Origin of the sequence: Actinorugispora endophytica (assembly GCF_004363075.1) — a bacterium.
GTDB lineage: Bacteria > Actinomycetota > Actinomycetes > Streptosporangiales > Streptosporangiaceae > Actinorugispora > Actinorugispora endophytica.
The window spans coordinates 1-13,082 of sequence record NZ_SNYN01000015.1; the positions used below are offsets into that span (position 1 = coordinate 1).

General features: G+C 74.1%; 8 protein-coding genes. 2 read left to right on the forward strand and 6 right to left on the reverse strand.

The annotated features are described in order from the left end of the window. Nucleotides 1-434: 434 nt before the first annotated feature. On the reverse strand, nt 435-746 hold the full coding sequence (locus EV190_RS16125; RefSeq protein ID WP_133742402.1) for a hypothetical protein: 312 nt from the start codon (nt 744-746) through the stop codon (nt 435-437). A 286-nt stretch (nt 747-1,032) separates the two neighbouring features. Here EV190_RS16125 and EV190_RS24340 point away from each other — a divergent pair, with 286 nt between their 5' ends. Then, entirely contained in the window at nt 1,033-1,167 is a 135-nt protein-coding gene (locus tag EV190_RS24340) for a hypothetical protein (RefSeq protein WP_279536623.1), read from the forward strand. Between the two features lie 278 nt (nt 1,168-1,445). On the opposite strand, the gene EV190_RS16130 is transcribed toward EV190_RS24340, so the two are convergent. From EV190_RS16130 to EV190_RS16140, 3 genes are all read right to left on the reverse strand, one after another. Continuing rightward, a complete protein-coding gene (locus EV190_RS16130) occupies nt 1,446-3,776 on the reverse strand; it encodes a SulP family inorganic anion transporter (RefSeq protein WP_133742403.1) in 2,331 nt (776 codons plus the stop codon). Between the two features lie 520 nt (nt 3,777-4,296). Continuing rightward, on the reverse strand, nt 4,297-6,393 hold the full coding sequence (locus tag EV190_RS16135) for a hypothetical protein (protein WP_208113206.1): 2,097 nt from the start codon (nt 6,391-6,393) through the stop codon (nt 4,297-4,299). 338 nt (nt 6,394-6,731) lie between these two features. Beyond that, a complete protein-coding gene (locus EV190_RS16140; RefSeq protein WP_133742404.1) occupies nt 6,732-7,313 on the reverse strand; it encodes a YbhB/YbcL family Raf kinase inhibitor-like protein in 582 nt (193 codons plus the stop codon). A 223-nt stretch (nt 7,314-7,536) separates the two neighbouring features. Between EV190_RS16140 and EV190_RS16145 the strand changes: the two genes are divergently transcribed. Next, nucleotides 7,537-10,809, forward strand: a complete 3,273-nt coding sequence (locus tag EV190_RS16145; RefSeq protein WP_166655478.1) for a BTAD domain-containing putative transcriptional regulator — start codon at nt 7,537-7,539, stop codon at nt 10,807-10,809. A 349-nt stretch (nt 10,810-11,158) separates the two neighbouring features. Here EV190_RS16145 and EV190_RS16150 read toward each other — a convergent pair whose 3' ends face one another. Both EV190_RS16150 and EV190_RS16155 read right to left on the reverse strand, forming a co-directional pair. Continuing rightward, nucleotides 11,159-11,983 (reverse strand): ABC transporter permease, encoded by an 825-nt coding sequence (locus tag EV190_RS16150; RefSeq protein WP_133742406.1) that lies wholly within the window; start codon nt 11,981-11,983, stop codon nt 11,159-11,161. Beyond that, nucleotides 11,980-12,957 (reverse strand): ATP-binding cassette domain-containing protein, encoded by a 978-nt coding sequence (locus EV190_RS16155; RefSeq protein WP_133742407.1) that lies wholly within the window; start codon nt 12,955-12,957, stop codon nt 11,980-11,982. The genes EV190_RS16150 and EV190_RS16155 overlap by 4 nt, the downstream gene beginning before the upstream one ends. Nucleotides 12,958-13,082: the final 125 nt, after the last annotated feature.

A 13,082-nucleotide genomic window follows, 5' to 3' on the forward strand; every position in this document is an offset into this window, starting at 1 on the left:
TACGGGGAGTCGGGCGCCGGCGCGGGTGCGCGCGCTCGCCTGCGTTCCGCGCGGCGCGCTTCCCGCGCCACGCCGTGCCCAGGGGCACGACGTTCAATAGGGGGATCGACCAGAGGGCCAACCACAGTCCTTGAGGGAGTGGACCGCGGGACCGAGGCCGGAGCCGAGAGCACCAGCACAGCACGCGCGGCCAGGACCAGAAGCCCGCTCACCGGGCAGGCCGAGGCCAAGAGCGCAGCAAGCACAAGAAGAACGGTGAGGAGAGGGGAAAGGGGGGAGGAGGGAAGCAGGGAAGGCACCGTGTTCCGTCCCTGTTCCGCTGAACAACCGGAAGCAGCCGGAAACAACGGCAAACAGGGAGAGGAACTTTGCCAGGCCAGAGCCTTATTTATGGCAACGGTGCAGGTCGGAGCATTCTGGTTTTAGAATCCGGCTTACCGGCCGACTCCTCTTCTCCTCGCCCTCCTCAGACGGCGGGGCGGCATCCTCCTGCGGGGGTCCTCCCCGGCCGCCAGGCCGCGGCCCGTCTCGGTGACGCCGCCGAGTTCGACCAGGTCGGACGAGGAGCGCTCGAAGTAGGAGATCGCCCGGTGGGTGGTCTTCAGGGACTCCGCGGCCATGCGCACCCGATCGGGCGGCAGACCGATCCCGGCCGCGATCTCCTGTGCGGAGAAGCGACCGAGCCAGCCCTCCTGGTCCTCCAGCCGGATCAGTTCGCGCAGGACAGCACCCTCGTCGTCGTTCATGGTCCGACCGTAGACAAACACCCCGCGGCGCGCATAGCAGACGCGCTGGCGGAGCGGAATCCCGGGATCCCGGTCCGGGAACCGAGTGGGGCGAGGGGCTCCGGCCGACGGATGAAAACTCCTGCCGGGTGTCCCTGTCGGTATGAAACCGCCGGTCAGGGGCATGGTGGCCGGAACGGGGGAGCCGGACGGCCTGTAACGGGCGGTGCGTCGGACTCCGGGGGTCTTCGGGCACCACTAGATTGGGGGAAGTTTTCGGCGGCGTCCCCGACCCGAGTGGGTGAGCATGAGTTCCACGGTGTACCTGCTGATGTTCGGCCTCCCCGTTGTCGCGATCATCGTGATCATCGGGTTCGCCCGTTACCAGTCCTCCCCGGTGGAGCACGACGAGCGCGAGGAGGAGCGGTCGGGCGAGGAGTAGGGAACCTCCGGCGCGGGGGTGGTTCGGCGTGCCGGTGCTTCGGGTGGGTCTTTCGGTCTCGCGCCACGCGGATCGCGGGGTCACGGCGGGCGGCGACGGACCCCTCACACAACGGACACAGACCCCGAGCAGACCTCGATCCGGCCAACCACGCGAAACACCCCCGCGGCGGAAACCCCATAGCCCGCCCGCGGACCGGGACCCTCCGGGGGCGCCGTGTGCGCGGCGCCCGCCGAAGCCCCCGGCACTCCGTGCCGGGGGCTTCGGGGAGCCCGCCCCTACTGCGGCTGGGGCTCCCGGGCCGTTCCGGTCGGGGGGTGTTGCCGTCCGGGGACCGGGGCGGCCTCCACCGCGGTGAACAGGCCGGTGCGCGGGTCCAGGACGTGCAGCATCGCCGTGTCCAGGTCGTAGTACAACCCGGTCAGTTCGAGCTCTCCCCGCTCGTGGCGGTCGCGCACCGCCGGGTAGCCGAGCAGGTTCTCCAACTGCTGCACCACGTTGGCCTGGGACAGCCGCCGCACCGACTCCGCCGCGGGCACCCCGGGGCCGACCTCCCCCAGCCGGTCCAGGCTCGGTTCGCCGTACCGCAGCCAGCGCCCCAGCGACCCGGCTGCCACCTCGTCGGCGGCCGCCGAGGGCCGCTCCTCCAGCAGCGCGCGCATCGCGCCGCAGTGCGAGTGCCCGCACACCACGATCGAGGGCACCTCCAGCACCGACACCGCGTACTCGATGGCGGCGCCCATCGAGTCGTCTCCGCTCCCGGCGCCCCGGGGCGGCACCAGGTTGCCGATGTTGCGGACGGTGAACAGGTCCCCGGGGCCGCTCGAGGTGATCACGTTGGGCACCACCCGCGAGTCCGCGCACGTGATGAACAGCGCCTGCGGCCGCTGGCACTGGGCCAGCCGCCCCATCAGCGCGCGCATCCGCTCGGCGGTGCTGGCGTGGTACTCCCGGGCCCCGGCCAGCAGCAGCCCCGAAGCGTCGGGGGAGGCGGCCCGCTCCTGGCGCATCCCCCACGGCGCCCACCAGCGGGCCAGTCCGCGCGTCGGGGTCTTGGCGACCGGCGCGGTCCGGGTGGAGTTGAGCTCGTACCAGTTCTCGTGCACCTCGTCGATGTCGACGCGGCCGCCCGTGCGCTCGTGGTCCACCCGCCAGGCGTGGATCGACTCGAACGCGGCGTGGTCCATGAAGTCCACGTGCAGGTCCAGGTCCACGTGCGCGCCCGCGGGCACGGTCCGCAGCACCTGCGCCACGCGGGGCACCCCGAGGAACGTCAGCGAGCCCTGCACGACCACGTGCCACTGCCCGGTGCCGCCCGGTCGCTCCTCGGTCAGCACCGTCACCCTGGTCAGGCGGCGCAGCGAGACCAGGAGCGCCAGCGCGAAACCGATCAGCACCCCCTCCATCAGCCCCAGCAGCACCACGGCGGCCAGTGTCGTCAGGTACACCCCGGCCTCGTGGTGCTCGCGCAGGTCGCGCAGGTGCGCCAGGTTCACCATCCGCACCCCGATGAACACCAGCAGCCCGGCCAGCGCCGCCATCGGGATCAGTTCCACGGTGGAGGCGAACAGCGCGACGAACAGCAGGACCCATACGCCGTGCAGGACCGCCGCCAGCGGTGTGCGCGCGCCCGCGCGGGCGTTGACGCTGCTGCGGACGATCACCCCCGCCACGGGCAGCCCGCCCAGCGCGCCGCTGGCGATGTTGGCCGCGCCCTGTCCGATCAGTTCGCGGTTGAGGCGGACCCGGCGCCCGTCGTGCATGCGGTCGACCGCGATGGCGCACAGCAGCGACTCCACGCTCGCCACCAGGGCGACGGTGGCGACGGCGGTCGCCACGCCGTGGACCTGGCCGATCTCGGGCAGCGCCGGCCCGCTCCAGGCGTGCGCCGGCGAGTCGGGAAGGTCGACCCGCTGCACCGGCCAGTCGTAGAACGAGGCCGCGGCGGTGGACGCGGCGACCGCCACCAGCGCGGGGGGGATCCGGCGCAGCCGCCCGGTCTCCGGTAGTCGGGACCACGCGGTCATGACCACGACGGTCACCAGGCCCACCGCGACCGCGGGGGAGTGGTTGTCCATGACCTGCCGGGGCAGTTCCATGATGTTGGCGACCGCCGAGCTCTGCGGGTCGCCGCCGAGGACCACGTGCAGCTGGGCCAGCGCGATGGTGATGCCCACTCCGGCGAGCATGCCGTGGATGACGGCGGGGGAGACCGCCAAGGCGGCCCTGGCCACGCGGAACGCGCCCAGCGTCAGCTGGACCAGGCCGGCGAGAACCGTGACCAGGCAGGTGACCCCCCACCCGTGGGTGAGGACGAGCTCCGCGACGATGATGGTCAGCCCGGCGGCGGGTCCGCTCACCTGGATGGCGGAGCCGCCGAACGCCCCGGCCACGATCCCTCCGACGACGGCCGCGATGATCCCGGAGACGAGCGGGGCGCCGGACGCGACGGCGATCCCCAGCGACAGCGGGACGGCGACGAGGAAGACCACGAGCGAGGCGGCCGCGTCGCGGGGCAGGGAGCGGAGTAACGGAACGGCGCGCGCGTCGATCGCGCGGATCGGCCGGACAGCCGGATTCGACGGTGTTCCCTGGGCGTCTTCACACATGCGGTACCCCCGGTGGGTCTGCGGAGCCCGCGCGCACCGGTTCCCGGCTGCTGCTCCTGCCGGCGGTGCGCGCTCCCCCGATGAAACGGCGCTCTGGGGACAGCGGGCCGGGGGAGACCAGGTCGTGCCTCTCGAGTCGTTCCGGGTTCGCGCCCGCCGGAGCGGTGCTCGCCGCGCCGATTCCGCTCGAACGGCCGCCCGGGGCGAACCTCGCGAATCAGCGGGCGGGTCCCGCCCCGGACGGGGGTTCGCCCACCCGGACGTCCCCAAGAGAAACCCCCGCTGCGGCCGGCGGGTTCACGTCGTCCCGGTTCCGGCAGCATCGAGGCCTGTTCACCCGGCGGATGCTGTCGATCACTTACCGTCGCCAATTCTGGGGGTGTCCGCTCGCGGCGCGGGCGGTCTTGGCCGATCTTCTCCCCGAGTGTGGCCAAGGACACGTTTCGGGACCGGGTATGGAAACGGCCGGGGGCGGGGCGCTGTCCGCGCCCCGCCCCCGGCCGTTTCCGACGGTGTCCCGTTACCGGCGGTAGCCGTCGCCGTAGTAGTTGTCGGGATCGTCCTCGGGCCGGTTCGGGCGGCCCTGGGGAGGACCGCTCTGGTCGTAGGGCGGCCACTCGCCGGGCCGGGGGCCGTAGCCCGGTCCGGTGCCGTACCCGCCCGGCTGGGCCGGCCCGCCCTGGGGGTATCCGCCCTGCCCGTCGGGGTAGCCGTTGTAGGACGGCGGCTGCGGAGCGCCCGGCGCGGGGTAGTCGCCGCGGTTGTAGGAGCCGGTGTCGTAGGGGTTGTCGAAGGACCCGGTGGTGTAGGGGGAGTCGTAGCCGCTCGTCGAGGGCTGCGCCCCGGTCGGGGTGTAGCCGCCGCCGACCCCGGGACGTTCCCCGGCGTCGCCGCCGAACGGCTGCGGCCCGCTGTCGGGGGAGCCGCTCCAGGAGGACTCCTCCCAACCGCCGCGCGGTCCCGGACCGTACCCCGGTCCGCTCCGCCCCTGTGCCGGGTCCTGCCCGGCGGAGTCGCCGCGGTTGTAGGAGCCGGTGTCGTAGGGGTTGTCGAAGGACCCGGTGGTGTAGGGGGAGTCGTAGCCGCTCGTCGAGGGCTGCGCCCCGGTCGGGGTGTAGCCGCCGCCGACCCCGGACTGGTCGGGGGAGGAGCCCCGGAAGGACGGCTGCGCACCGGTCGGCGCCGCCCCGGCGGGCGGGAACGGCGGCGCGGCCGGCGGAACCGGCGGCCGCTGGTGGGAACCGGTGTCCAGACTCGACCAGATCGGGGATCCGGTGGCGGGGCCCGACGGAGGCGTTGACGTGAACGACGGGTCGGTCAACGGGTCCCCGGGGGAGGGCCGGGCGGCCGGCGCGCCGGCCGCGAAGGAGCCGGTGTCGTAGCTTCCGCGGCTGTGGGAGCCGGTGGTGGAGGCGGGGCGGTCGTGTGACCCGGTGTCGTAGGAGGAGGGGGTCGGCGCGCCCGACGGGAAGGAGCCGGTGTCGTAGCCTCCGCGGCTGTGGGAGCCGGTGGTGGACGACGGCGCGGGGCCGCCCAGCGGGTCGGACTCGTAGCTTCCGCGGCTGTGCGACCCCGTGTCGAAGGACGACGCGGGGGACTGGCCGCCGGGCGTGCCGTAGCCCCCGCGGTCGTGCGACCCGGTGTCGTAGCTTCCGCGGCTGTGGGAGCCGGTGGCGGAGGCGGGGCGGTCGTGTGACCCGGTGTCGTAGGAGGAGGGGGTCGGCGCGCCCGACGGGAAGGAGCCGGTGTCGTAGCCTCCGCGGCTGTGGGAGCCGGTGGTGGACGACGGCGCGGGGCCGCCCAGCGGGTCATCGGCCGCGCGCGGGTCCCACGCCTGGGTGCGTTCGGTCGCGGACGGGACCTGACCCGGGTTCCAGCCCTGGGCGGGCGTCGCGGGAGCCGCCGGGACAGGGGGCAGGGCCGCGGCGGGGGCGCGGTTCACGAGGCCGCCCAGAGCCTCACCCGCGACGGGGGTGGGCGGACCGGTCCGGCCGGAGAGGCCCGGCTCCGAGGGGGAGTCGTCCCCCTGGCCGAGACTGGCCAGCATCGCCAGCGGGTCGGTGCCGCCGGACGCGGCCGGCGCGGCCTCCTCGGCCTCGCCCCGGGAGCGGCGGCCGCGCGAGCGCGGAGGCTCCTCGTCGTACTCGTCGTCCGCGACGACGGTCATGGCCGCCGTGGACTCGTTGCGGGTGTCGCGGCGCTGCGGTTCGGGCTCGTCGAAGTCCGGCCCCTGGTCGAGGCCGTCGTCGGAGCGGTCGTCGTGCAGGCTGGAGAAGTAGCCGTCGTCGTCGCCCCAGTCGTCGTCGCGGCTCTTGCGCGAACGCGGCTTGCGGGCGGCCCGGGGCTCGGCCTCGGACCGGGACCGGCGGCCCCCGCGCGACCGGGGCGCGGGCTGATCGTCCTCGGACTCCTCGGCCGGTTCGGCCTCGTCGTCGCGGGCGGCCGCGCGGCGCGAGGAGCGCCGGGCGCGGGGCTTAGCCTCCTCGCCCTCGTCCTCCTCGACGTCGTAGTCGTCCTCGTAGTCGTCCGCCGCGCTGCCCGCGCCGAGGGCACGCAGCCCAAGCACGATGAGCAGAAGCACGACGATGACGATGACGACGATGAGTGCAATGATCATGGTGAACGCACCACCCTGGGCCCCGTGGCCTGATAGAGGACAGAGATGGCACCGGCGGTGGTGATGTGTCTGGCCGGTGTCGGACCGTTCCCGCCGTGATGGCGTCCGCGCCCGGGGGCCGGTGCGGAGTGCCCGGTGAAGGGCGCCCCGGGATCGGTGCTCGGACGTCGGCGCGCGCGAGCACGTCGACGCGCCGGCGCACGCGGAACGGATTCGGTCATCAGAAAATCAGCGGGGGGCACGGCCCCACTTTATGCATAGTTGCGCCGTCCGTGCAGAGGGCGACGGCCGGTTCTCCCTGAGGAACGGGAGACCCGCGCGTTCCCGGGTGTCGCATGTCACGAAGCGCTCACGGTCGTGAGCCGCCCCCGGGCGAGTGTATGCGAGGCGATCGCCCCGAGCGCGACATCCAGCGTCGCGGAGTCGCCCAGGTCCAGCTGCTCCGACAGCGCGTACACGGTGAAGCGGAACTCGTGCTCGACGCCCTCCTCCGGGCAGGGCGGCTCGTACGCGGCGTTCCCGAGGCTGTTCTGGCCCTGCTGGGCGGGTTGGGGGACGCTTCCCTCGGGGAACTCCGGGTTGACCGGGTCGATCCCGTAGACCACCCAGAGCACGGTGGCGCCGCCCGACGACTCGGCCTCGTCCACCACCAGCGCCAGCGACTCGGTGTCGGAGGGCAGGCCCGACCAGCGCAGCGGCGGCGACACGCCGTCCCCCGCGCAGGTGTAGCGGGCCGGGATCGTCTCGCCCTCGCGCAGCATCGGACTGGTGACGGTGATGTCGTCGCTGGTCTCGACGTTGCTCGTACCGATCAGCACGTCGCACCCCGTGGTCAGGGCGATCAGCGCGGCCGCGCCGCCGGCGGCGGCCGACCGGCGGGCACGCCCTGCGGCCGTGCGGTGTCGTGCGAAGGCGAACATGGGACTCCTGCGGGACGGGGCGGACGGGGGCGCGCGTGCCGCGGCACGCGCACGCGGGCGGACCCGCGCGCGGTGCGGCACGCGTCGGCGGGCTCCAACCGAACCATACTGCCGTCGGCGCCCCGCTCGGCCCCGGCACAGACGGCGCGGGGAAAGTTTCGCCGCGCCGCGCGCGGGTCGAATCGGTTGGCCCGGTAGGTCCCTTATCGGTGACGATAGGGGAGTGAAGTTCTCGATCCTGGGCACGCTCGCGGTGCACGACGACGAAGGCCGGCCCGTGCCGGTCGGCGGAACCCGGCTGCGGGCGCTGCTCGCCATCCTGCTGCTGGAACCGGGTCGCGGCATCGGCGCCGAACGGCTCATCGACGAGATCTGGGACGGCGTCGCGCCCGCGGGAGCGGCCAACGCGCTGCAGGCCCTGGTGTCCCGGCTGCGCAGGGCGCTGGGCGAGGCGGCGCCGCTGCGCGCCGAACCCGCCGGGTACCGCCTGGACATCGACCCCGCCGACGTCGACCTGTGGCGCTTCGAGGAGCTGGTGGAGCAGGGCCGCCGAGCCCGTGCGGAGGGCCGCGTCGAGCGCGCGGCGGAACTCCTGGACGCGGCCCTGGCGCTGTGGCGCGGCCCCGCCGACGTGCTGGCGCTGCCCGGGGGCCGGGGGGTCGCGGTCCGGCTGGCGGAACTGCGCGGCACCGTCACCGAGGAGCGCCTCGGTCTGGCCCTGGACCTGGGCGAGCACGCCCGCGCGCTGCCCGACATCGAGGCCGTCGCCGCCCAGTCGCCGTCCCGGGAGCGGCCGACCGCGCTGCTGATGCGCGCCCTGGCCGCTTCCGGCCGCACGGCCGAGGCGCTGGCCGCCTACGACAAGCTGCGCCGGGTGCTCGTCGACGAGCTCGGCATCGACCCCTCCCCGGAGCTGCGCGCCCTGCACGTGCGGCTGCTGCGCGGGGAGCTCGACCCCCGACCGGAACGGCCCCTCGACGACGAGGAGGAGCCCCCCGCGGTCCGCCTGCCCCCCACCCTCACCAGTTTCGTCGGCCGCGCCGCCGAGGTGCGCGCGGCCGTGGACCTGGTCGGCGGCGGACGGCTGGTCACCCTGACCGGTCCTGGAGGGGCAGGCAAGACCAGGCTGTGCATCGAGAGCGCCGCCCGCCTGGCCGCCGAACGGCCCGGCCTGGTCCGCGACGGCGTGTGGTTCGTCGAGCTCACGCCGCTGACGGGGGACGCGGAGGTCTCCCAGGCGGTGCTGGCCGCGCTGGGCCTGCGCGAGCGGGTTCCGGTGGGGGTGCGCGGCGGGGCCCCCGCCGCGCACGAGCCGATGGCGCGCCTGACCGAGGCGCTGAGGGGGCGGCGGATGCTGCTGGTGCTGGACAACTGCGAGCACGTGGTGGAGGCCGTCGCGGCCTTCGCCGCGCGCCTGCTGGCGGCCTGTCCCGGCGTGCGGATCCTGGCCACCAGCCGCGAGGCGCTCTCCGTGGCGGGGGAGCGGCTGCTGCCGGTCCCCTCGCTGGATCTGCCTCCCGAGGGCACCGGGGCCGACCGCGCCGCGCAGTACGCCTCGGTTCGGCTGTTCACCGAGCGGGTCGGCGCGGTACTGCCCGGTTTCGCCGTCAACGACGGCAACGTCGCCCAGGTGGTGCGCCTGTGCCGGGAGCTCGACGGCATGCCGCTGGCCCTGGAACTGGCCGCCGCGCGCGTGCGCACCATGCCCCTGGCCCGGCTCTCGGACCGGCTCTCCGACCGCTTCCGGCTTCTGGCGGGCGGGAACCGGCTCGCCCTGCCGCGCCACCGGACGCTGCTGGCCGTCGTGGACTGGAGCTGGGAGCTGCTGGACGACGCCGAGCGCGCGCTGCTGCGCCGCCTCTCGGTGTTCGCGGGCGGCGCGACCCTGGACGCCGTCCAGCAGGTCTGCGCGGACGACGCCGAGGCGGGGGTCATCGCCGGGCGCGACGTGTGGTCGGTGCTGTTCGCGCTCGTGGACAAGTCGCTGGTGCAGATCGTCGACAGCGGCGGAGACGGGACGGACCACCGCCACTACGGGATGCTGGAGACGGTGCGCGCCTACGGCGCGCGCCGGCTGGCCGAGGCGGGCGAGACCACCGCCGTGCGCGCCGCGCACGCCGCCCGGGTGCTGCGCCTGTGGCGCGAGGGCGACCCGCAGCTGCGCGGCGCCGGGCAGCGCCGCTGGCTGGCGCGGTTGCGCGGCGAGCAGGACGACCACACCGCCGCGCTGCGCTGGGCGCTGGAGGTCCGCGACACCGGGCTCGCCCTGGACCTGACACTGGCCGCCCACTGGTACTGGCAGATCATGGACGGCTGGATGGACTTCGGGGGCTGGGCCGCGAAGGTCCTGGAGCTGGCCGGGGACCGGCCGCCTCCCGGGAAGGAGCTCGCCTACGCGGCGTGCCTGTCCGCCGTCGGGATGGACGGCAGGTCCGAGGAGAGGAGGATCTCCTTCCTGGAGCGGGCGCTGGGCGTCCTGCGCGAGGCGGGGCTGCGGCCGCGGGACCACCCGAGCACGATCGTGATCCCCGGGATCCTGGCGCTGGTCCGGGGCGAGGGCGAGAAGGGGCTGGATACGGTCGCGGAGTGGCGGGACCACCCGGACCCGTGGCTGCGGGCCACGGCGCTGTATCTGGAGGGCACGCTCGCGATCCAGGTCGGACAGGCCGAGCGGGCGTACGCGTCCCTCTCGGTCGCGGTCGAGGAGTACCGGTCGCTCGGAGAAGGCTGGGGAACGGCCCAGGGGCTGGTCATGCTCACCGACATCCTGCGCTTCACCGACCCGGAGCGGGAGCGGGAGATGCTGCTGGAGGGGCTGGGCCTGACCGAGGGCATGGGGACGGGCGACTACTTCGTGATGTTCCGGCTCAAGCTCGCCCTCTCGCACGCCGAACGGGGGGAGCGGGACGACGCCAGGACGCTGCTGGACCTGGCCCGGGGCGCGGTGGCCGCCTCGGTGTTGTCGCAGCAGGAGATGAGGATCTACATCGACTTCGTCGCCGCCGAGGTCGACCGGCTGCTCGGCGACCGCGGATCCGCCCGCGAGGGGTTCACCCGGGTCCGCTCGGACCTGGCCGGAACGGCCGAGGTCGGCACCCTCGCGCGGGTGCACCTGGACGCCCTGACGCGCGACGCGCTCGCGCGGCTGGCGGTGGACGACGGGGACGCGGAGGCGGCCAGGGAGCACCTGGCCGTGGCGTGGACGGCGCTGGAGGACGCCAGCGGAGACGCGTTCTCGACCGCGACGCTGCTGGAGACGATGGCGGCCCTGGCCGAGCGGGACGGCGAACCGGAGCGGTCCGCCGTCCTGCTCGGGTTCGCCGGGCTCGCCAGGGGCATCCCCGGCGGTATCGCGCCGGAGGCCGTCCCCCTCCGCGAGCGGTTGCGCGCGAGTCTGGGGGCGGACGGCTTCGCCCGCGCCCACGCGCGCGGCGCGGGCGGAGCCCCCGACCGGCTCACCGCCGAGGTCCGCGCGTGGGTGGGCTCCTGGCGCTGACCCGGCACCGCGGAGAAACGTACCCCCCGGCACCGCGGGGGGTGACGGTCCTGGGCAGGGCCGCCCGCCGGGCCTCAGCGGCAGGGCGCCGTGGGGTTTCCGCCTCGGGGGTGTCTCGGTGTCGGGGGTTCGCCGGCTCCTTGGCGCTCTCTCCGGTGATCTTGACCTTTTCGGGGCCTCAACCGTCTCTGAGACCCCGAAAAGGTCAAGATCACCGGGAGGAACGGACACCACGGGCATCGGGGCGGGGCCCACTCCCGGCCCCCGCCCGCCGTCGCCGCCGCTGTCACCAGACCCTGAGCGGACCCCGCCCCGACAGAGCCCGAAACACCCCCGCGCCGGGGACTCCCTAGGAGCGGCGTCGGTAGGCGCGGGTGGCCAGGGGGAAGAAGAGCGCGACGAGGCCGAGGGACCACGCCAGGGTCCACAGCAGGGGTTCGGCGACCGGGCCGCCCAGCATCAGTCCGCGCATCGCGTCGGTCACGTGCGTGACCGGGTTCGCCCCGGCGAACGCCGCCATCCAGCCCGGCATGCTGTCGGTCGGCACGAACGTGGAGCTGGCGAAGGTCAGCGGGAACATCCAGAGGGAACCGAAGATGTTCACCGCCATCGGGGTGCGCAGCAGCAGCCCCACGAAGGCCGACAGCCAGCACAGCGCGAACGCGAAGAGCATCAGCACCGCCGTGGCCGCCAGCACCCCCGGAAGGCCGTTGTCGGGCCGGAACCCGATGACGACCGCCACCAGCAGCACCATCGCCACGGTCAGCAGGTAGCGGACCATGTCGCCCAGGATCGCGCCGATCAGCGGGGCGGAGCGGGCCACGGGCAGTGACCGGAAGCGGTCGAAGATCCCCTTCTCGATGTCGGTGTTGAGCGCGACCCCGGTGCCGATGGTGGCGAAGATGACGGACTGCGCGGTGATGCCCGGGATGGTGAAGTCCCGGTAGGCCCGCCAGTCGCCCATCATCGCCTCGCCGAAGACGAACACGAACAACGCCACGAACATGATGGGCATGAAGGTCAGGCCCAGGACCTCTTCGGGGTTGTTCTTGATCCGGATCAGGCTGCGCCAGGTCAGCAGCAGGCCGTGCCGCACCGCGGAGAGCGGCGATATCCAGGCGGGCGGCTCGGGCGCGGCCCCGGCCCGGGGGGCCGCGTCCGTCATGGTGCTCATGCGTTGGTCCTTTCGGGGCTGTGGCCGTTCAGGGCGGCGGTGTCCTCGGCCGCGTGCCCGGTGATCGCGAGGAACACCTCGTCCATGCTGGGCTTGCGCAGCGACAGCTCGGCCACCGCGATGCCCGCGGCGTCCAGGCGGCGCACCACCTCGGGCAGCATGCCCGGGTCGGTCACCGAGGCGTGCACCGAGTCGTCGGTGGAGCGGGTCCGCGAACCCGTCACGGACTCCACGACCCCGGCCGCGTCGGCGAGCCGGCCGGTGCGTACCGGCCGCACCTGGAGCACCTGGTGCCCGGCGCGGTTCTTGAGCTCCTCGGGCGTGCCGGTGGCGATCACCCGGCCGTGGTCCAGCACCATGATGTCGTCGGCGAGCTGGTCGGCCTCCTCCATGTACTGCGTGGTCAGCAGCACCGTCACGCCGTCGTCGACGAGCCCGCGCACCACGTTCCACAGCTCGTTGCGGCTGTGCGGGTCCAGCCCGGTGGTGGGCTCGTCCAGGTACAGCAGGCTGGGGCGGCCCACCAGGCTCGCGGCCAGGTCCAGGCGGCGGCGCATGCCGCCCGAGTACGTCTTGGCGGGCCGCCCGCCCGCGTCGGTCAGTGAGAACCGCTCCAGGAGTTCGGCGGCGCGGGCCTTCGCGGCCGGGCGCGAGTAGCCCAGCAGGCGCGCGATCAGCACGAGGTTCTGCGTTCCGGTGAGGCCCTGGTCGACCGCGGCGTACTGGCCGGTGAGCCCGATCAGGCGGCGCACCTGGTGCGGCTGCTTGACCACGTCGAAGCCGCCGACGAGCGCGTGCCCCCCGTCGGGCCGCAGCAGCGTGGACAGGACGCGCACCGAGGTCGTCTTGCCGGACCCGTTGGGGCCGAGAACACCCAGTACCGCCCCCGTGCGGGCCACGAGGTCCACCCCGTCAAGCGCGGTCTTGCCCTTGAACCGCTTGACCAGGCCCTCCGCTCGGATGGCGTCAGTCATCAGTTCGGTCCTCCACGTCCTTTTCCGTTTTCACGGCACCCAGTCTCGGGGGCGCCGCTGACAAAGAGCTGACAGGCGGCACCGGGCGCCTCCGTCGGAGACGCCCGGAGTGTCGATTTCCTGTC